General features: G+C 70.7%; 16 protein-coding genes. 6 read left to right on the top strand and 10 right to left on the bottom strand.

Translation table 11 applies throughout. The annotated features are described in order from the left end of the window. Nucleotides 1–181: 181 nt before the first annotated feature. From VZQ01_RS41280 to VZQ01_RS41270, 3 genes are all read left to right on the top strand, one after another. Nucleotides 182–721, top strand: coding sequence for a PDC sensor domain-containing protein (locus VZQ01_RS41280; RefSeq protein ID WP_408891726.1), 540 nt, complete (start codon nucleotides 182–184; stop codon nucleotides 719–721). 17 nt (nucleotides 722–738) lie between these two features. Beyond that, complete coding sequence (locus tag VZQ01_RS41275; protein WP_426746387.1) at nucleotides 739–2,631, top strand: methyl-accepting chemotaxis protein; 1,893 nt, start codon at nucleotides 739–741, stop codon at nucleotides 2,629–2,631. A gap of 177 nt (nucleotides 2,632–2,808) precedes the next feature. Next, on the top strand, nucleotides 2,809–5,175 hold the full coding sequence (locus tag VZQ01_RS41270; protein WP_407940328.1) for a hypothetical protein: 2,367 nt from the start codon (nucleotides 2,809–2,811) through the stop codon (nucleotides 5,173–5,175). Nucleotides 5,176–5,290: 115 nt separating this feature from the next. Here the strand turns inward: VZQ01_RS41270 and VZQ01_RS41265 are convergent, their stop codons facing one another. The 4 genes from VZQ01_RS41265 to VZQ01_RS41250 form a co-directional block, all read right to left on the bottom strand. Next, complete coding sequence (locus VZQ01_RS41265; protein ID WP_426746386.1) at nucleotides 5,291–6,217, bottom strand: bifunctional helix-turn-helix transcriptional regulator/GNAT family N-acetyltransferase; 927 nt, start codon at nucleotides 6,215–6,217, stop codon at nucleotides 5,291–5,293. 27 nt (nucleotides 6,218–6,244) lie between these two features. After that, on the bottom strand, nucleotides 6,245–7,234 hold the full coding sequence (locus VZQ01_RS41260; RefSeq protein ID WP_223783292.1) for a bile acid:sodium symporter family protein: 990 nt from the start codon (nucleotides 7,232–7,234) through the stop codon (nucleotides 6,245–6,247). Nucleotides 7,235–7,292: 58 nt separating this feature from the next. Next, the gene (locus VZQ01_RS41255; RefSeq protein ID WP_223748594.1) at nucleotides 7,293–8,381 is read right to left on the bottom strand and encodes an exonuclease/endonuclease/phosphatase family protein; all 1,089 of its coding nucleotides are present in this window, start codon (nucleotides 8,379–8,381) and stop codon (nucleotides 7,293–7,295) included. A gap of 127 nt (nucleotides 8,382–8,508) precedes the next feature. Further along, nucleotides 8,509–10,281, bottom strand: a complete 1,773-nt coding sequence (locus VZQ01_RS41250) for a hypothetical protein (protein WP_426746385.1) — start codon at nucleotides 10,279–10,281, stop codon at nucleotides 8,509–8,511. A 178-nt stretch (nucleotides 10,282–10,459) separates the two neighbouring features. On the opposite strand from VZQ01_RS41250, the gene VZQ01_RS41245 reads away from it, so the two are divergent. Beyond that, complete coding sequence (locus VZQ01_RS41245; RefSeq protein ID WP_426746384.1) at nucleotides 10,460–11,686, top strand: threonine aldolase family protein; 1,227 nt, start codon at nucleotides 10,460–10,462, stop codon at nucleotides 11,684–11,686. Nucleotides 11,687–11,777: 91 nt separating this feature from the next. Continuing rightward, nucleotides 11,778–11,972, top strand: coding sequence for a hypothetical protein (locus tag VZQ01_RS41240; protein ID WP_046713785.1), 195 nt, complete (start codon nucleotides 11,778–11,780; stop codon nucleotides 11,970–11,972). Between the two features lie 47 nt (nucleotides 11,973–12,019). Here VZQ01_RS41240 and VZQ01_RS41235 read toward each other — a convergent pair whose 3' ends face one another. The 6 genes from VZQ01_RS41235 to VZQ01_RS41210 form a co-directional block, all read right to left on the bottom strand. Continuing rightward, nucleotides 12,020–13,261, bottom strand: a complete 1,242-nt coding sequence (locus VZQ01_RS41235; RefSeq protein ID WP_426746383.1) for an MFS transporter — start codon at nucleotides 13,259–13,261, stop codon at nucleotides 12,020–12,022. A 111-nt stretch (nucleotides 13,262–13,372) separates the two neighbouring features. Beyond that, the gene (locus tag VZQ01_RS41230; protein WP_223748590.1) at nucleotides 13,373–14,509 is read right to left on the bottom strand and encodes an ABC transporter permease; all 1,137 of its coding nucleotides are present in this window, start codon (nucleotides 14,507–14,509) and stop codon (nucleotides 13,373–13,375) included. A 16-nt stretch (nucleotides 14,510–14,525) separates the two neighbouring features. After that, nucleotides 14,526–15,659 carry an ABC transporter permease gene (locus VZQ01_RS41225; protein WP_267700992.1) on the bottom strand — a complete coding sequence of 378 codons (1,134 nt, stop codon included), beginning with the start codon at nucleotides 15,657–15,659 and terminating at the stop codon, nucleotides 14,526–14,528. A gap of 4 nt (nucleotides 15,660–15,663) precedes the next feature. Then, nucleotides 15,664–16,602 (bottom strand): ABC transporter ATP-binding protein, encoded by a 939-nt coding sequence (locus VZQ01_RS41220; RefSeq protein WP_267700991.1) that lies wholly within the window; start codon nucleotides 16,600–16,602, stop codon nucleotides 15,664–15,666. Next, nucleotides 16,599–17,360, bottom strand: coding sequence for an ABC transporter ATP-binding protein (locus VZQ01_RS41215; RefSeq protein ID WP_223748588.1), 762 nt, complete (start codon nucleotides 17,358–17,360; stop codon nucleotides 16,599–16,601). Before VZQ01_RS41215 ends, VZQ01_RS41220 begins: the two co-directional genes overlap by 4 nt. Beyond that, nucleotides 17,357–18,421, bottom strand: a complete 1,065-nt coding sequence (locus tag VZQ01_RS41210) for an HlyD family secretion protein (RefSeq protein ID WP_223748587.1) — start codon at nucleotides 18,419–18,421, stop codon at nucleotides 17,357–17,359. Before VZQ01_RS41210 ends, VZQ01_RS41215 begins: the two co-directional genes overlap by 4 nt. Nucleotides 18,422–18,724: 303 nt before the next feature. Between VZQ01_RS41210 and VZQ01_RS41205 the strand changes: the two genes are divergently transcribed. Next, complete coding sequence (locus VZQ01_RS41205; protein WP_223783297.1) at nucleotides 18,725–18,913, top strand: hypothetical protein; 189 nt, start codon at nucleotides 18,725–18,727, stop codon at nucleotides 18,911–18,913. Nucleotides 18,914–18,968: the final 55 nt, after the last annotated feature.

Below are 18,968 nucleotides of genomic sequence, written 5' to 3'. Positions count from 1 at the left end.
GAGCGGGGCTGAGCCTGGGTCAGGATGGCTCCGGGCGGGCAGGTGAGCGGAGGGAAGGTGAGGGGCCGTTCAGGTGTGGGGCTCACCGGCGACGTCTCATTCATGTATCGTCGACACATCCGCCGGCGGAGAGGGGGAAGTCTGTCTCGCCGATGCAGCGTGCGGACGCGTTGAGGTCGTGATGTGGCATTTCGGCATGGCGCTCCTGCTGCTCGGAGGACTTCCTCCGGACGGCGCCGCGCAGCTCGCGAAGGTGAGCCGGCTCCAGGCGGCGTTGCAGCGCGTGGCCGCGGATCCGGAGCTCGTTCAAGCCGTGCGGGCCCAGAACGCGCGCGGCCTGACGCTCGCCACCATCCGCGCGGAGGATGACGTCTGGCTGTCCACGCCGGCGCTCACGCCCTTCAAGCAGCGCGTGCTCGACGCGAGCTGCTCACGGGTGCTGGCGCGCCACCGCGAGGCCCTGGGCAGCCGGGTGGTGGCGGAGGCCTTCGCGATGGACCGGCTGGGCGCGCTGGTGGGCGCCACGCGCCGCACGTCCGACTACTGGCAGGGTGACGAGGAGAAGTTCCAGGTGCCGTTCCGCGAGGGACGCATGCTCGAGGAGAAGCCCTTCTTCGACGAGTCCTCCCAGGCCTACGTGGTCCAGGTGTCCCTGCCGGTCCGCGACGCGGGCCGCGTCATCGGCGCCGTCACCCTCTCGCTCTCCCTGCTCGACCTCTGAAGTCCCGCCGCCACCCCATGCGCCTCTTCGACGGACTCTCCCTTCGTACCCGACTGACGGTGGCCGTCGCCCTGCTCACGCTCGGGGCCCTGCTGCCCTTCAACCTGTTGGGCCGCGTCTTCGTCTTCAACAACCTCCAGGACCAGATCCACGCCACCCTGCGCGTGGAGGCCCAGGGCCTGAGAGACCTGGTGGAGAGCGCCCTGGTGGAGCGCGAGGCCAACGCGCGCTCCTGGTCCGAGGACGCCATCCTCCGCGGCGCGCTGCTGTTCGACACCTTCGAGAAGAGCGACGCGGTGCTCGTCGCCCTGGAGAAGCGCCACCCCTCGTTCGCGGGCCTGGTGCTCTTCACCGAGGACGGCCGCGCGGTGTCCGCCAGCGAGGAGAAGCTGCGACGCGCCTACGAGGGCCGCGAGAGCCAGGTGCGCGCCGCGCCCTGGTTCAAGGCCGCGCTCAACGGCACCCAGGACATCACCGGCTTCACGAAGGTGGACCCGTTCTTCGAGCGCACCGTGCTCCCGCTGGCCGTGCCCGTGCTCAGCCCCATCAGCGGCGCGCGCATCGGCGTGCTGCTGGCCGCCTACGAGTGGAGCCAGGTGGGCGAGGTGGTGGCGCCCGCGCTGGAGCGCTCCCGCGCCCGGGGCCAGAAGAGCTTCGCGCTGGAGGTGCTGGACGCGCAGGGCACCACGCTCTTCGACACGCACGAGCGGGACATCGCCCGGCCCGATGACGTCGTCAGCGTGGAGGCGGTCAACGCCAGCAGCGTGCGGGACGTGGGCGACGGCTGGCGCTTCGTGGCCACCGTGGACCCGGAGGACGCGTACGCGCCGCTGGCGGAGGCGGGCAGGGTGGCCGTGGGGCTGACGGCGCTGGCGCTCGTCGTGGCCGGTGTGGGCGGCTTCCTGCTCGCGCGCGGCGCCACTGGGCCCATCTCCCGGTTGAGCCAGGTGGTCACCCGCGTGGTGCGCGAGGGCGACCTCACCCAGCGCGTGGACGTCTCCACCCGGCGCGACGAGGTGGGGGAGCTCGCCTCCGCCTTCGCCCTGATGATGGAGCACCTGCGCGAGTCCACCCGCGGCCTGCAGGCGGGCACCAAGGTCCTCAGCCAGACGGTCTCCGAGCTCACCGCCGCCGCCGCCCAGCAGGAGCGCACGCTGACGAAGCAGGCCGCCGCCCTCCAGGAGACGCAGGTCACCGCGCAGGAGATCAAGCAGACCTCGCTGATGGCCGCCGAGCGCTCCCAGGCCGTGCTCGGCGTCACCGCCCGCGCCCGCGAGGTGGGCCAGGCCGGCGAGGCCACGGTCTCCGCCAGCCTCCAGGGCTTCGAGGAGCTGCGCGAGCAGGTGGGCGTCGTCGCCCGCAGCATCGCCGCGCTCAACGAGCGCACCCAGCAGATTGGCGGCATCACCCAGACGGTGAAGGACCTGGCCGACCAGTCCAACATGCTCGCCCTCAACGCGGCCATCGAGTCCGTGCGCTCGGGCGAGCACGGCAAGGGCTTCGGCGTGGTGGCGCGCGAGATCCGCAGCCTCGCCGACCAGTCGATCACCTCCACCGGCCGCGTGCGGGAGATCCTCGAGGACATCCGCCGCTCCATCCAGTCCACCGTCACCCAGGCCGAGCAGAGCCAGGGCAGCGCGGAGACGGGCCTCACCCAGGTGCGCGCCAGCGGCGACAGCCTCCGCGAGCTCACCGGCATCATCCAGGACAACGCCTCCGCCGCTCAGCAGATCGCCGCCGCCGTCACCCAGCAGAACGCCGGCGTGGCGCAGATCTTCACCGCCGTCACCGACCTGTCCCGGATGATGGAGGAGTCCATGCAAGGCCTTCAGGCCGCCCAGCGCATCACCGCCTCCCTGCGGGAGGTCGCCGCTCAGATGGACACCGTGGCGGCCACGTACCGCGTCTAGTCAAAGTCTTGCGGGAAACACTTTTAGTGCCAATCTAAAGCACTCTCCGTGCAAATCTGGATTATGCGCAACCCGGGGATTCCTTGGGCCAATCCCGGCCCCATGGAGTCCCCGTTTCGTTGGTCCTTCACGTGAAGGAGCACCGCAATGCGCAGCGTCGTGAAAGCCGCCGTATGCATGGCAGTGATGGCGACGTCCCAGGCGTGGGGCTTCAATCCCACGGACAACTCCCCCAAGGGCGCCCTGGCCTCCCAGGCGTTCTTCAAGCCCGAGCTGTCGTTGGCCAGCGGGCAGGTGCCCTTGTCCGAGGCCCTGCCGAAGCTGGGCCCTGACAGCAAGAAGGTCTGGGACGACTTCTTCGCCCGCAACGGGAACAACTTCGAGATCTACATCGACGTCGTGACGGGGACGGCCGCCAACATCCAGGGCGCCGTCCCGCTCATCCCCGGCAACGGGGTGGGCAACAAGCTGACCCTGGGGAGCCTGGGCCGGCAGCTGGGGCGCTCGGTCGACAAGGTGGACGGGGCCGTCGTGGCCGACCTCGTCTTCAAGTTCGTGGAGGCCAACCGCGCCGCGGTGGGCGTGGACCTGCTCCAGTTGGGCGAGGCCCGGGCGGATCAGATCACCCCGGACCTGTGGCAGGTCTCCATCCCGCAGCAGTACCAGGGCATCCCCGTGCGGTACGGGCGGCTGGCGGCCACCATCAGCCACGGCAACCTCATCCTCCTGGGCACCGAGTCCTGGGCGAACATCGGCGTGTCGCCGATGCCGCTGGTGGACGCGGAGAAGGCCACGGTGCTCGCGCACGAGCGCTTCGGCCTGTACGAGAGCCCGGAGGGCATCTGGAAGGAGCCCACGCTGGAGGTGACGCCGGTGTCCGTGCCCAACGCGGGCTTCGGCCGGGGCATGACGCACCAGCTGGTGTGGACGTACGGCTTCACCACCACCGAGGGCCACGAGCGCTGGAAGGTCACCGTGGACGCGGCCACCGGTGACGTGCTCGCGCTCGAGGACGACAACCACTACTTCGACCAGTCCGTGACGGGCGGCGCCTACGTGTTCACCAACACGGGCATCCCCAACCCGTGCACGCCCGGCTCGTTCTGCGGCGCCCACCAGCCCAACTACCCCATGCCCTGGGCCAACGTGGGCACCGGCGTCTACACGGACGGCTACGGCGTCTACAACTACACCTCCGGCACGACGACCACCACGCTCAACGGCCGGTACATCCGCCTCTCCGACACCTGCGGCTCGCTCAGCGCCTCCGGCGCGGGCAACATCAACCTGGGCACCGGCACCGTGACCTGCCCGTCGCCGACGAGCGGCAACACGGCGGCGACCCGCAGCGCGTTCTACGAGCTCAACCGCATCAAGGAGCTGGCGCGCGGCTGGCTGCCCACCAACACCTGGCTGCAGGCGTCCATGACGGCCAACGTCAACATCCAGAGCACCTGCAACGCCTTCTGGAACGGCTCCACCGTGAACTTCTACCGCAGCGGCGGTGGCTGCCGGAACACGGGGGAGATTGCCGCCGTGTTCGACCACGAGTGGGGCCACGGCATGGATGACAACGACACGGCCGGCACGCTGAGCAACTCCAGCGAGGCCTACGCCGACATCGCGTCCATGTACCGCCTGCCGTTCAACCCGTCGGCCACGCCGACCTCCGGCCAGTCTCCGGCCTCGTGCGTGGGCTACGGCTTCTTCCAGACGCTCAACAACGGCTGCGGCATGACGGCCGATGGCACGGGCTACAACGTCAACGAGGCGCAGACGGGCGGGGCCTGGTGCGCGACCAACTGCTCGGGTGTCCGGGACGCCGACTACGCGGCCCACAACCCGCCCACGCCCACCACCCCGCAGAACTTCGTCTGCACGCGCTGCTCCAGCGGCACCGGCCCCTGCAGCCGTCAGGTGCACTGCGCCGCGTCCCCCGTGCGTCAGGCCGCGTGGGACTTCATCGCGCGGGACCTGCGCTCGGCGCCGTTCAACTACGACTGGAACACGGCGCAGAACATCGGCAACAAGGTGTTCTACCAGGGCAGCGGCAACATCGGCTCGTGGCACGCCTGCAACTGCACGGCGGGCACGTCCGACGGCTGCGCGGCCACCAACGGCTACAAGCAGTGGCTGGCGGCGGACGACGACAACGGCAACATCAACGATGGCACGCCGCACATGACGGCCATCTACAATGCGTTCAACCGCCACAACATCGCCTGTTCCACCCCGGCGCCGGTGAACAGCGGCTGTTCGGGCGGCCCCTCGGCGGCGCCCACCGTCACGGTGACGCCGGCCACGGGCCAGGTCTCCCTGAGCTGGAGCGCCGTCAGCGGCGCGACCCAGTACTGGGTGATGAAGTCGGACGGCATCAACGGCTGCCAGTACGGCAAGGCGCGCGTCGCCACCACCACGGCCACCAACTACGTGGACGGCGAGGTCCTCTCCGGCCACAACACCTGCTACTCCGTCGTCGCCGCGGGCAGCAGCGCCGCCTGCTACGGCGCGGCCAGCACCTGCACCTGCGTGAGCCCGCTGTAGTCCGGCGCTCCCCCTGACCTCCGGCACGGTGGGGCGCGCTCGCGCGGGGCGCTCCCACCGTCGCCCGGGGTCCTCCCGGCGGCCTCGCGCTCACGCGTGGGGCCGCCTTCTTCGTTCAGAGCTTCAGCTCCCACGTCTCGCTCATCAGGCCCTCGCCGAACATGGCGTGAGGCTCCTTGCCCACGAGCGTGAAGCCCGCGCGCTCGTACATGCGGCGCGCCGAGTGGAGCTGCTGCTCCGTCCACAGCCGCACCTTGCGGTAGCCGGCCTCGCGGGCGAACTGGAGACAGGCGTCCATCAGCTTCGTGCCGACGCCGTGGCCCCGGGCCGAGGGCTCCACGAGCAGCAGGCGCAGCTTCGCCACCGTCTTGGTGTCGCGCACCAGGAACACCGAGCCGACGGGGCGGCCGTTCAGCTCGGCGATCCAGCAGCGCTCCCGCGCCGGGTCCCGATCCTGGATGAAGCGCGAGGTGATGCCGGCCACCAGCGCCTCGAAGCGCAGGTCCCAGCCGTACTCCTGGCTGTACAGGACGCCGTGGCGCTGGACGACCCAGCCCATGTCCCCGGGGCGGTGCTCGCGCAGGACGACGTGGGCCTGGGCGGCCTGGGTGGAGCGCTCGCCCAGGAGTTCCTCGATGGTCTGCATCGCGTCCAGGAGGCGCGGGCGCTCGTCGGCGCGCAGCGGGGAGAGCAGGGCGCGGATGGAGTCGTTGGAGCGGCTGTTGAGCCGGTTGTAGGTCTGCTCGCCCTTGTCGGTGAGCCGCACCAGGTGCTGGCGGGCGTCGAGCGCGGAGGGGACCTTCTCGATGAGGCCCTGGTTGCTGAAGTTGCGCAACAGCCGGCTCAGGTAGCCCGCGTCGAGCGCCAGCTCGCGGCTGAGCTCCGTCGCGGTGGGGGACTCGCGGTGGTACAGCTCGTAGATGACGCGCGCCTCGGTGAGCGAGAACTCGCTGTGGAGCAGGCCTTCGTCCAGCACGCCGATCTTCTGCGTGTAGAAGCGGTTGAAGTGCCGAACCGCCGCCACGGTGGGGTCACGTCGCATCGGTGCCATCCGCGTAGCATCGCCGATTCAGGGCCCCTGTGGGCGGGCCGCGTAGCGCTCCGCGAGCACCGAGCACACCAGGAGCTGGAGCTGGTGGTAGAACATCAGGGGCAGGACGATGAGCCCCAGGGCCGGGTGCGCGCCGAACAGGAGCCGCGCCATGGGCACGCCCGAGGCGAGCGTCTTCTTCGAGCCGCAGAACACCGCGGCGATCTCATCCTCCTTGTCGAACCCCAGTCGCCGCGCGGCCTGGGTGCTCAGCGTCAGGACGATGACCAGGATGAGCGCCGCCCCTCCGAGCACCAGCGCCAGGGTGGCGCCGCCGTGGAGGCCGAAGATGCCGGAGGCCACCGAGTCGCAGAAGGACGCGTAGACGAGCACCAGGATGAACAGCCGGTCGATGCCGTTGGTGTACTTGCGATGGCGGGCGAACGTCGCGCCCAGGAGCGGCCGGGCCAGCTGTCCCAGGGCCAGGGGCAACAGCAGCAGCGCGGACAGCTTGAGGATGGCCTCGCCCATGGACAGGCGCGCCCCGGTGGTCTGCGCGAGCAGGCCGACGATGAGCGGGGTGAGGACGATGCCCAGGAGGCTGGACAGGCTCGCGTCGAAGATGGCGCCCGCCACGTTGCCCCGGGCCACGCCGGTCATCGCCACGGAAGAGGAGATGGTGGACGGCACGGCGCAGAGGAACAGGAAGCCGAGCGACACCTCGTCCGACACCCACCGGCCCACCATGAGGTTGAGCACCATCCAGAGCGCGGGGAAGACGAGGAAGGTGAACGACTGCACCAGCACGTGCAGCCGCCACTGGAGGGCGCCGGCCTTGAGCTGGGAAGTGGGCATGCCCAGGCCGTGCAGGAAGAAGACCAGGAAGATGCCGACGTTGGTGACGACGTCGGCGTGCATCGCGCCGCCGGACCTGCCGAAGTCGGGGAAGAGGAGCGCGAGCCCCACGGCACCGAGCATCCCCAGGAGGAACCAGTCCCGCGACAGGCGCTTGATGAGGCGAAGAGACATGTGGGGGCTTGAATACTCCCGGACCCGGGAGACCTCCAGCCCTCCGTGTGTCACCCCCTCAGCGCTCGACGCGGAACTCCACCACCACGCCCGCGTGGTCGGACGGCCAGAGGCCCGCGGCGTTGCGGTCGTCCAGCTGGTTGCCGACGATGATGGCCGAGCGCACGTCGATGTCGTCGTCATCGTCGGCGAACAGCACCAGGTCGATGCGCTCGTCGAGCGCGGCCGTGGTGGTGTCGTTCACCGTCTCGCTGAAGCAGCAGGTGAAGCCGTCGCCAGTGCCCACGCGCGTCCAGGCATCGACCAGTCCGGTGTTCGCGCTGACGAGGGTGTCGTAGCCGGTGGTCACCGCGCCCGGGCCGGTGTTCATGTCGCCGACGACGATGAGCGGCCGCTTGTAGGTGTTGACGAGGGCGGCCAGCTCCGCGGCCTGGTTCTCGTTGCCGGGGCGGAGCGTCTCCAGGTGGGTGTTGACGAAGGTGAAGGGGACGCGGTTCAGCGTGGCGTCGAGCTTGGCGTAGCCGCGCGTGAAGCGGATGGACGCGCCGCCCACGGGGACGTCCTGGGCGAAGGCGAAGTTCGCGGTCTCCACGTTGGCGATCTGCACGTCGCCCCGCGCGAGGATGACGTCGCGGTCCGTCAGGCGGACATCGGTGAGGTCGGTGGCGTTGCCGGCGAGCGCCGCGGGGACCTCCGCGTCCGCGTTCTGGATGGTGGCGGCGACGCGGTAGCTCAGGCCCCGGGCCTGGAGCTCGGCCTGGAGGATGGCCAGGAAGTCATACGTCACGGTGGTCGCGTTGGGCAGCGGGTTGTTGCTGAAGTCGCTCGGGCTCTGGGTGCGGAAGAGGGAGACCTCCTGCAGGCCGATGAGCGCGGGGTCGGTGGCCTGGATTTCATCCGCGATCAGCTTGGCGCGCGCGGCGAAGTCGGTGGCCTGGACCGTGGTGTAGATGCGCGCGGCGAGGGCGGGGATGTCCTGGGGGGCCTGGGCGGTGGCGAGCAGCTCGATGTTGCCGCCCAGGTAGATGTTGCGGGTCATCACCTTGAACTGCGCCTCGTCGGGCTCCAGCGAGTCATCGTCGCTGTCGTCGTTGCAGGCGGAGAGGAACAACGGGGCGCAAGCGAGGAGCGGTGCGAGGCGGAGCATGCGGAGTGGCGTCATGAGGGCCTGGGGCAGAGGTGGAGTGGCGCGATTTGCGCGCCGGTGCCCTGGCTCGGGCAATCGACCTGCCGGGCCCGCGTCGGCTCATGCACAGCCCCTCGCGGGGGAGTGTTCACATCCCTGCGGGACCCCGGCTGTAAGGCAGAGCGAGATGTTGGCCAGGAGCGGGCAGGTCGATTCGACGCAGGCCGGTGTCGCTCCAGGTGACGAAGCAGAACGCGTCGGACTCGAGGGGTCGGCCGAAGTCGAAGCTCGCGCGGGTGAAGCCCGTGTCGGTGGACTCCTTCACGGTGACGAGGAGGTCGCCCAACGTCAGTCGTGAGCCTTGAGGCGGAGGCACGTCGCGGTTGACCTGCTCCCAGAATCCCAGGTTGCGGGGTGTGCCGCGCACGATGAGGTCGAACGCGTGGGCGGAGGTCCGCTCGAGCACGTGGTCATGGGGTGCGGCGCTGAGCAGGCGGTAGTGCTGGGGGGCGCGGCCCTGAAGGGCCATGGCGGCGGGGACGTAGAGCGAGATGCTCGGGTCCGCGGCGACGACCAGGACGAGGGTCCCCTTGCAAGGAGGCGCCTCGCGGGCGATGCGCCACTGCGCGTCGGCGAGGCGGCCCAGGGAGATGCCGAGTCCCACACGGAACGCGGGGCCCAGGAGACAGTGGCCGAGGACGAGGGCGCTGACGGCCGTCCAGAGCAGCAGTCGATGGCGACGGGGACGTTGGGCTTCACGAGCGGCGGTCCAGCCGCGGAGGATGAGCGTCGCGATGAGGGCGCTGCCGGCGAGGAGCGGCACCATGAGGACCCGGCCGCCGATGATGCCGGCGGCGCCGGGGAGGGTGGCGGCGATGCCTCCGGGGATGAGCCAGTGGAGGGAGTGTTGCTCCTGTTCGGAGAGGAGCGGGCGGATGGCGCGGAACATCAGCAGGACGAGTGCCGAGGTGAGGGCACCCCAGGCCGCGAAGCCCGCGTGGGAGGCGGGGGTGCCCGCGGCGGCGTCGGAGGGGGTGGCCACGACGAGCTCGCCCATGAGGATGAAGACGCGCTGGAGGAGGGTGGCGAGGAAGTCGCCGGGAGCGGCGATGGGGTTGAGGTAGCCGCCGCTGCCGCGCGCGCCGTAGCCCTGGGTTGCGTAGAAGGCGAGATAGGCGACGACGAGGACCGCGTAGGGCGCGAGCCAGCGAATCCGGGTGTGGAGGGTGTCGCGACGGCCGAACAGCTCGTAGGCGCCGAGGAGGGCGACGGCGCTCAGCGCGGCTTCGCCCGAGAGCAACGCGAGCGCGAGGGCGAGGGGCGCGAGGACACGACCGGGAGCCCAGCTGTCTTCACGGGCGCGCAGGTGTGCGGCGAGGGCGAGGAGGCCCAGCAGCGCGGAGACCAGGGGATGTCGGGCGGCGAGCCACGCGACGGGGAACAGGTGCGCGGCGGCGATGGCGTGGAGGACGGTGGCGAGCGCGGCGACGGGGGCGGGGAGGAGTCGTCGATGGAGCCAGCCCACCACGGCGATGAGACCGAGGAACCAGGCGAGGCTGTGCAGATGGGCGGGGAGGGGAGCGTCGCCGAAGAGCCATTCATCGGCGGAGAGCAGGGCGCTCGGGATGGGGCGGAAGAAGCGAATGGACAACGTGTCCGAGGTCCACCAGGGGAGCAGCCCGGCTTCACGGAGTCTCTGTGGATCGGTGCGCGGTCCGCCCACGAACTCATAGAGCGTCAGGGGTCCCCAATCGCCCAGCGCGGCGACCTGCCCGGAGAGGGCGAGCCGGTGGACCAGGTCATCGAGCAGCAGTCCGACGCGAAGGGAGGGCAGGGAGACGAGGGTGCCGAGCGCGAGCGCCAACAGGAGCGAACGGGGCCAGGTCCACCAGGAGTTCGCGCGAGGAGGGCTCTCCGCCATGGTGGACATCACCTTCGCGCGAAAGCCTCCAGCGCAGCAAGGCGGGGCACGGGTGACTCGGGCGCGGACGTCCGCATCCGGGATTGCGTGTGCCAGAGGCGGGAATCGCCCAAGTCACACGGGCCACGCGATTACGCTCGAGCGCGAGGACCATCATCCGTGCCCCGAGGAGTGCTCGATGTCCCACCACCGCTTCAGCCGAAGTGAGTTCCTCGCGTTGACCCGATTGCTCGCGGGGAGCGCGCTGCTCGCCCCCGTCGGCTCACACGCCGCCGCCCCCGCGAAGCCCCAGGCCTCGAAGCCCGCGACCGCTCCGCCCACCCGCGCAGAGGTCGATGCGATCCGCCGCGCCTGTCGCGGCTCCGTCACCGGCACCCTCGCCCGCGACCCCGCCGCGGAGCTCATCGCCATCGGTGAATGGATGCGCCGCCAGGGCGCCGGCAGCGACTTCTACGGACAGGGCGAGCTGGTCGAGTCCTTCGAGAAGAAGCTCGCGACGCTGCTGGGCTTCCCGGCCGCCTGTTACATGCCCACCGGCACCATGGCCCAGCTCATCGCGCTGCGCATCTACGCGGATACGCGCGGCAACCGGAACGTCGGCCTCCACCCGTCCTCTCACCACGTGCTTCACGAGGACAGCAGCCACGTCGTCCTCCACAACCTGCGCGACGTCATCCTCTCGCCCTGGACACGACCGCTCCTCGCCCGCGACGTACAACACTCACCGGACCCGCTCGGCACCGTCAGCGTCGAGCTCCCCGTGCGCTGGCTGGGCGGTCAGCTCCAGACCTGGGAACAACTCCAGGAGCTCAAGAGCACCTGTCGAGAAAAGAACGTGAAGCTGCACATGGACGGCGCCCGCCTGTGGGAGTGCCAGCCCTTCTACGACCGCCCCCTCGCCGACATCTGCCGAGGCTTCGACTCCGTCTATGTCTCCCTCTACAAGCACATCGGCGCGCTGAGCGGGGCCATGCTCGTGGGCAGCGAGGACTTCATCCGCGAGGCCCGCCTGTGGCGCCACCGACACGGCGGCAACCTCTACCACCACTATCCCTCCGTCGCCTCCGCGGCGATGCGGCTCGATGGCGCCATCGCCGGCCTGCCCGCGCTGTTCCGCCGCACCAAGGCCTTGAGCGAAGCCCTGGCTGCGGACCCACGGCTCACCGTGCAACCCCGTCCCATCCAGACGAACATGTTCCGCGTCTACGTCCGCGGCGACGCCCAGGCCTTCTCGCTCCGCTCCCTCGCCCAGGCGAAGCAGTCACGCATCTGGCTGGGAGGCTTCGCCCCCACACGCGTCCCCGGAATCATCGACACCGAGCTCGAAGTCACCGAGGGCCTCAACGACCTCACCGACGCGGAGATCGTCAGCGCCTATCGCCGGCTCCTCGACGAGGCCACCTGAAGCGACACGGCGCACGGCCCCTCGTGTGCCCGCCTGCTCCCAGCACCGCCCACGTGCTTGCGGAGGTCGACGTCTGCGTTACCTCAAATGCATGACCGAAGCACACCCCGCATCGCGCGACTTCAAGATTCCCGAGGGTTGCCCCGTCTGCGCATCGGACCTGCCCGTGCGAGTCACGGCGTCAGGTCCCAGCGGCGTCTGCAAACACTGCGGATGGATGGGCCGCCCCGTCATCACCGTCACGCACCGAGGCCTGCGCGTCAGCTACGAGGGCGCCGCGGCCTGACCTCGCCCTGCCTGTGACGCGGGAGCCTCGGCCTCCCGGGGCTCGGGCTACGTGCCTCGCGTCGCCGTCTCCAGCCGGTCCACGCGCCGCAGCTCGGGGAAGCCCCAGGCCCAGAGCACCACGATGGCCAGCGTCCCCACCGCGCCCGTCACCACGGCGGGAACCGCGCCCACGTGCTCCGCGAGCCAACCCGCGCGGAACTCCCCCAGCTCGTTGGAGGCGCCGATGCACATCATGTTCACCGCGCCCACCCGCCCACGCATCTCGTCCGGCGTGGCCATCAGCTCCAGCGTGTGACGCACCACCACGCTCACCATGTCCGCCGCCCCGGCCACCGCCAGCGCGAGCAGCGACAACGGCAGCGAGCGGCTCATCCCGAACACCAGCGTCGCCCCGCCGAAGATGGCCACCGCCACGAACATCTTCACGCCCGCCCGTCCCCCCAGCGGCCGCATCGCCAGCACCACCGCCACCAACGCCGCGCCCGCCGCCGGAGCACACCGCAAGAGCCCCAACCCCCACGGCCCCGTGTGCAGCACATCCCGCGCATAGATGGGCAGCAGCGCCACCGCGCCACCCAGCAGCACCGCGAACAGGTCCAGCGTGATGCTGCCCAACAGCATCCGCTGCCGACGCACGAACCCCAGCCCCGCCACCAATGTGGAGAACGACAGGGGCGCCGAGGAGGCCCGCCCCGTCCGAACCTTCAGCGAGAGGATCCACACCACCGTCAGCGCGCACAGCGTGGCCGAGCCCAGATACGCGCCCGTCGGTCCCGCCCACCCATAGAGCACACCGCCCACCGCCGGACCCGCGATGGTGGCCACCTGCCACGTGGTGGAGTTCACCGCCACCGCGCGCGTCAGCTCCTCCTTCGGAACCAGGTGCGGCGTGAGCGCCGAGCCCGCCGGCGCATAGAACGCGCGCGCCGTGCCGAACAGCACCAGCACGCCATACACGAAGCGGACATCCCGGATGTGCCCCAGCGAGAACGACAGCAGCGCCAGGCTGCACAGCAGCATCACGCCCTGACAGATGGCGAGGATCTTCCGTCGGTCGAACCGGTCCGCGACCTGTCCCCCAATCAGGCAGAAGCACAGGAAGGGCACGAACTGCGAGAGCCCCGTGTACCCGAGCGCCAGCGCGCTCCCGGTCACCTCGTACACCTGCCAGCCGATGGCCACCGACTCGACCTGCATCGCGAGCACCGCGCAGAGCCGGGCGATCTGGTAGAGGCGGAAATCGCGATGACGGAAGACGGAGAGGGCAGGGGCGGCGGTCTCGGACATGCTGGTGCCCGCCTGTAACGCACGCCCCGCGCGCTTTCCAGTCTCAGTGCGAGCGCACGGGAGCGGGCCTCCGCAGCGCTCGCTCCCCTGACGACTCCACCCCACACGTCCTCAGGCGGACGTCTTCCGGAACCGCCGCGCCGCCACGGCCATCATCAAGATGCCGAAGAAGGCGAGCAGGACCAGCTGCAGCCACAAGTCCGGCAGCCCCGCCTCTCGCAGCAGCACACCGCGCAGCACCTCCACGTAGTAGCGCACCGGGTTCAGGTACGTCACCCACGCGAGCCAGTCCGGCATCGCCCGGACGGGGCTCATCACCCCCGACAGCAGCACCGCCGGCAGCACGAAGAGGAAGCCTCCGACGAACGCCTGCTGCTGCGTGCGACTCACCGTGGCGATGAGCAGCCCCACGCCCAGCGTGGACAACAGATAGAAGAGCGTGGCCACCGTGACGAGCGTCAGGCTGCCACGCAGCGGCACGCCGAAGACCCACACGCCCACGCACAGCGCCAGCCCCACGTCCACCAGACCGATGAGCAGGAACGGCGTCACCTTGCCGGCCATCAGGATGCCGGGGCGCAGCGGCGTCACCTGGAGCTGCTCCAGCGTCCCCGTCTCACGCTCACGCGACAACCCCATGGCCATGATGACGGTGGTGACGATGAGCAGCAGCATCGCCGCGATGCCCGGCACCACGTACACGGACGTGGCCAGCTCCGGGTTGTAGAGCACGCGTGGCACCAGCTCCACGGGGGCGAGAGGAAGCAGGTCTCCCTGCCGCTGGGCCTGCGCCGAGGCGAGCTGGGTCGCGCGCAGCACCGCGAACTGTGCCACTGCGTTCCCCGCGACGGACGAGCGCGTCGGGTCCGAGCCATCCACCAGCGCCTGCACCTGCGCGCCCTGGCCCTTCAAGACATCCCTCTGGAAGTCCCGGGGGATGATGAGCGCGACCGAGGCCTCGCCTCGCTCCAAGGCCTCCTCGGCGGTGCGCTCGTCGGAGAGCTCCGCCTTCAGGTCCAGCGTGTCCCCGGCGAGCAGGGAGCGCGTGTAGTCGCGGCTCTCCGCCGTCCTGTCCCGGTCCACCACCACCGTGGGGACATGGCGCACGTCGAAGTTCACCGCGAAGCCCAGCAGGAAGAGTTGCATCAGGGGTGCCAGCGTCAGCAGCGCCATGACGCGCCTGTCCCTGGCCGTCTGGCGCACCTCCTTCACCACCACGGCCCGGTACTGCACCATCAGCGGATGCATGTCCGTGTCCCTCCCTTCAATCCAGGCGCCGCTGGAAGCGGCGGGTCGCCAGCACCAGCATGAAGAGCGCGAACAGGGCCAGGGCCACCAGCTGAGGCCACAGCACCGACATTCCATTGCCGCGCAGGAGCACCCCGCGCAGCGTCGCCACGAAGTACCGCGCCGGAATCAACGTGCTGATGAGCTTCAGCGGCACCGGGAGGTTCTCGATGGGGAAGATGAACCCCGACAGCAACATCGACGGCAGCACCGACGTCATCGTCGCCACCTGCGTCGCCACCACCTGGTTGCGCGTCACCACCGAGATGAGCAGCCCCTGGCCCAGCATCCCCACCAGGAACAGGACCGAGCCCAGCCCCAGGACCACGAGGCTGCCGCGCACCGGCACGTCGAACACCCAGGCCCCCACCGTCAGCACCAGCAGGACCTGGAGCAGGCCGATGCCCAGGTAGGGCAGCAGCTTGCCGACGACGATCTCCAACCGTCCCACCGGCGTCGCGAAGAGCTGCTCCATGGAGCCGCGCTCCCACTCGCGCGCCACCGTCAGCGCGGTGATGAGCACCGCGACGATGGCCAGCAGGTACGCGGCCAGCCCCGGCACCAGGAACATCGCCGAGCGCGCATCCGGGTTGAACAGCGTCCGCACGCGCGCCTCCAGCGGCGGCGCCGCGAGCAGCACCGTGCCCCCCATGGAGCGACCCGCCATCTGCACCAGCGCCTGCGCCTTCGCGAGCGCCTGGGTCGCCGTGTTCCCGTCCGAGCCGTCCACCAGCCACTGCACCTGCGCGCCGCCGCGCTTCACGTCCTCCGCGAACCCCTTGTTCAAGAGGAGCACGCCCGTCACGGCGCCACGGCGCAGCTCGCCCAGGGCGGCCTCGGGGGAGGTGCCGTCGTGCGTGACGACGAACTCGTTCGACGCGGTGACGTGGCGCACCAGCTCGCGTGACAGGTCCGTGCGGTCCTGGTCCACCACCGCCAGCTCCAGGTGGTCCACGTCGAAGCTGATGCCGAAGCCGAACAGCACCAGCATCAGCACCGGCATCGCCAGGGCCAGATACAGGGTGCGGATGTCCCGGCGGATGTGCAGCACCTCCTTCTCCGCCATCGCGAGGATGCGTCCCACCCGATGATTCGCGCGTGTCGCGGCCATGGCGTCAGTCATCCCCCCGCTGGGCGCGGGCCGTGAGCGCCAGGAACACGTCATCCAGCGTCGGCGCGGAGTCCTCGAGCTCCAACGGGTCCACGCCCCGAGCCCGCAGCCACCCGGCCAGCGTCTCCGAGGGAAGCCGCGCCGGGTCCACCCGCACCGTGGCCCCCGAACCGAAGCGGCTCACGTCCAGCACCCCGTCCATGCCGCGCAGCGAGTCGAGCGCCGCGGACAGGTTCGGCCCGCGCACCTCCAGCACCCGGCCCGGCGCGTGTGTCGCCTTCAGGCCCGCCGGCGTGTCGAGCGCCACCAGTCTCCCGTCCACCATGATGCCGATCCGGGCGCAGTTCTCCGCCTCGTCCATGTAGTGCGTGGTGACGAAGACGGTGGTGCCGCGGGACGCGAGGTCGCGAATCAGCTCCCAGAAGGAGCGCCGCTGCACCGGGTCCACCCCCGCGGTGGGCTCGTCGAGGAAGACGATGCGAGGACGGTGCAGCACCGCGCTCGCCAGCGCCACGCGCTGCTGCATGCCGCCGGGCAGGGCGCCCGTCACCTCGTCCTGGACCGCCTCCAACTGCATGCGCTCCACCATCTCCCCGATGCGCGTGCGCAGCTCCTTCCCATGCGCGCCGTACGCGGACGCGAAGAACTCCAGGTTCGCGCGCACGCTCAGGTCCAGGTAGAGCGAGAACTTCTGGGACATGTAGCCGATGCCCGCCTTCACGCGCTCGGGCTCGTGCTCCACGTCGAAGCCCGCGACCCGCGCGTCTCCGCCCGTGGGCCGCAAGAGGCCACACAGCATCCGGATGGTGGTGGACTTGCCCGCGCCGTTCGCGCCCAGGTAGCCGAAGATCTCCCCGGCCCCCACGTCGAAGCTCACGTCGTCCACGGCGGTGAAGGCGCCGAACCTGCGCGTCAGGTGACGCACCTCGATGGCCGGCGTCATGCGGCCCTCCCGCCGGTGTGCTTCTCGACCAGCGCCAGGAACACGGCCTCGAAGTTGGACGCCGCGGCGCCGTGTTCGCGCGCCAGGGCCCGCGGGTCTCCCTCCGCGATGAGGGTGCCCGAGTAGAGCAGGCCCACCCGATGACACCGGGCCGCCTCGTCCATGTACGGCGTGGACACCAGCAGCGTCATGCCTTCGTGGACCAGCGAGTAGAGCAGCTCCCACAGCTCGCGGCGGCTCACCGGGTCCACGCCGTTGGTGGGCTCGTCCAGCAGCAGCACGCGCGGCCGGTGGAGCAGGGCGCACGCCAGCGCCAGCTTCTTGTACATGCCTCCGGACAGCGCATCCGCGCGCCGCTCCGTGAAGCGGCCCAGGCGGGTGATGTCGAGCAGTCGCTCGCGCCGCTCCGCGAAGTCCTCGCGCGACAGGCCGAACAGCCGCGCGAAGAAGCGCAGGTTCTCGTCGACGCTCAGGTCGCCATAGAGCGTGTTGCGCTGGGGCACCAGGCCCAGGGACTCGCGCACCGCCGAGCGGGTGTCCGCCGGGTCCTCACCGAGCATCCTCACGCGCCCCGCGTCCGGCAGCAGCAGCCCCGCCATCAAGCGGATGGCCGTCGTCTTCCCCGCGCCATCCGGCCCCACCAGTCCGTAGACCTCGCCGGGCTGCACGGCCAGCGACACGCCTCGCAGCGCCAGGGCCTTCCCGAAGCTCCGGCGCACGTCCTCCAGCGACACGTCCACGTCGGGGCAGGGGCTCATGGCCGCTGCTCCGCCACCGCCGCGTCGTTCACCGGGCCCAGGGTGATCTCCACCGGCATGCCGGGCAGCAGCACGTCCGCGGGCGCCTCGATGTGCACCTCCACGGGATAGACGAGCCTGTCCCTGTCGCCGCGCGTCTGCACGTTGCGAGGCGTGAAGGCGGCCTCGCGCGCCACCGTCACCACGCGGGCATTGAAGGTCCGGTCGGGATACGCATCCGCGCGCACCGTGGCGGACTGGCCCGGCCGCGCCGCCGCGAGCTCCGCGTTCGGCAGATAGAAGGTCGCCTTGGGACGATGCGTGTCGACCAGCCGCGCCACGACGGCGCCGGGCAGGGCGAGCTCACCCACCTCGAGCGCCAGCGTCTCCACCGTCCCGCTCAGCGGCGCGCGCAGCTCGCACTCCGACACGGCGACCTGGGCCCGCCTCACCGTGGCCTCCGCGGCCTGGATGGCGCGAAGCGCGGACTCCGCCTGCTGCAGGCTCGCGCGCTCCTGTTCGGTGGCCGCGCGCGCCTGACGGGACGCGGCCGTGCTCGCATGGCGCGCCGCCGCGAGCTGCTGCTCCAACGACTGCGCCTGCGCGCGGGCCTGGTCCAGCGCGGCCTCCGTGGTCGCATCACCCATCTTCTGGAGCCGGTCCGCCTGCCGCTGGGCCAGGCCCTGCTGGTCCGCCAGCGAGGCGATCTGCGCCTGGCTTCCCTGCGCCTGCGCCGCCACCGCCTCGCTGCTGCGGCTCGCGGCCACCGCCGCCGCTCGCGCCGCGTCCGCCTGCGCCTGGGCCATGGACAACCTCGCGCGGGCCTCCTCCAGCCCGGCCTCGGGCTCGGTGCAATCGAGCGTGACGAGCACCGCGTCCTTCTCCACGCGGGCGCCTTCCTCCACCTGCCGCGACAGCACGCGGGCGTTGATGCGGGCGCGGAGGTCCACCGCCGTGCCCTCCACCACCCCCGAGCCCCCCGCGGGTCCCTCCGCGGCCCGTCGGTCCTTCAGGATGCGCACCCCCAGGAGCGTGGCGAGCGCCACCACCAGGACCACGAACAACACGACGGCACGTCGCATGGAGTCTCCCCTCGATGCCGCGGCCTCGCGCCGCGTGACGACCGCCCTCGATGGCAAACCGCATGCCAGGGTTTCCACACCAGGGCCGCCCGCCAGGTGTCGGAGTCCCGCGCGGCCACCCCGCCGGATATCCGGCACCCCCGCCGGAAGCCCGACACCCCACGACAGTCCAACATCCCTTCTTCATGCTTCTTCACGCCCGTGGACGCAGCGCCATGGCACCTTGCGCTCGCCGTGGCACCGCCATTGCTCTACGGCCGCGCGCCACGCTCCACGCGCAAGTCCCGAAGGCGAAGAGGCCCCATGCTGCTCGACATGTACCTGTTCTTCAGCCTGCCACTCCCACACCCACGCAAGCGCCTGCCGGCCCAGAAGCCCAAGGCCGCCGCGCCTCCCAAGAAGAAGGCGGCGAGCAAGCCCAAGGCCTCGGCCCGTCGCACCTCCAAGCCCGCGCTGCGCGCCATCGACGGCGGCCGCTCCAGCCTCCGCTGAGCCCCGCCCACGCGGCCCGGCAGGTCGAGTTGACAACCTGGTCCCATCTTGTCAA

The sequence above is a fragment of the Myxococcus faecalis genome, assembly GCF_050039385.1.
Taxonomy (GTDB): domain Bacteria; phylum Myxococcota; class Myxococcia; order Myxococcales; family Myxococcaceae; genus Myxococcus; species Myxococcus fulvus.
Note: the sequence above shows the minus strand (reverse complement) of the source record. Positions and strands in the feature narration are given on the sequence as shown.

Coding starts and splice junctions, on each gene's coding strand:
- VZQ01_RS41280 (WP_408891726.1), top strand. CDS start 182: ATGTGGCATTTCGGCATGGCGCTCCTGCTGCTCGGAGGACTTCCTCCG.
- VZQ01_RS41275 (WP_426746387.1), top strand. CDS start 739: ATGCGCCTCTTCGACGGACTCTCCCTTCGTACCCGACTGACGGTGGCC.
- VZQ01_RS41270 (WP_407940328.1), top strand. CDS start 2,809: ATGGCAGTGATGGCGACGTCCCAGGCGTGGGGCTTCAATCCCACGGAC.
- VZQ01_RS41265 (WP_426746386.1), bottom strand. CDS start 6,217: ATGCGACGTGACCCCACCGTGGCGGCGGTTCGGCACTTCAACCGCTTC.
- VZQ01_RS41260 (WP_223783292.1), bottom strand. CDS start 7,234: ATGTCTCTTCGCCTCATCAAGCGCCTGTCGCGGGACTGGTTCCTCCTG.
- VZQ01_RS41255 (WP_223748594.1), bottom strand. CDS start 8,381: ATGCTCCGCCTCGCACCGCTCCTCGCTTGCGCCCCGTTGTTCCTCTCC.
- VZQ01_RS41250 (WP_426746385.1), bottom strand. CDS start 10,281: ATGGCGGAGAGCCCTCCTCGCGCGAACTCCTGGTGGACCTGGCCCCGT.
- VZQ01_RS41245 (WP_426746384.1), top strand. CDS start 10,460: ATGTCCCACCACCGCTTCAGCCGAAGTGAGTTCCTCGCGTTGACCCGA.
- VZQ01_RS41240 (WP_046713785.1), top strand. CDS start 11,778: ATGACCGAAGCACACCCCGCATCGCGCGACTTCAAGATTCCCGAGGGT.
- VZQ01_RS41235 (WP_426746383.1), bottom strand. CDS start 13,261: ATGTCCGAGACCGCCGCCCCTGCCCTCTCCGTCTTCCGTCATCGCGAT.
- VZQ01_RS41230 (WP_223748590.1), bottom strand. CDS start 14,509: ATGCATCCGCTGATGGTGCAGTACCGGGCCGTGGTGGTGAAGGAGGTG.
- VZQ01_RS41225 (WP_267700992.1), bottom strand. CDS start 15,659: ATGGCCGCGACACGCGCGAATCATCGGGTGGGACGCATCCTCGCGATG.
- VZQ01_RS41220 (WP_267700991.1), bottom strand. CDS start 16,602: ATGACGCCGGCCATCGAGGTGCGTCACCTGACGCGCAGGTTCGGCGCC.
- VZQ01_RS41215 (WP_223748588.1), bottom strand. CDS start 17,360: ATGAGCCCCTGCCCCGACGTGGACGTGTCGCTGGAGGACGTGCGCCGG.
- VZQ01_RS41210 (WP_223748587.1), bottom strand. CDS start 18,421: ATGCGACGTGCCGTCGTGTTGTTCGTGGTCCTGGTGGTGGCGCTCGCC.
- VZQ01_RS41205 (WP_223783297.1), top strand. CDS start 18,725: ATGCTGCTCGACATGTACCTGTTCTTCAGCCTGCCACTCCCACACCCA.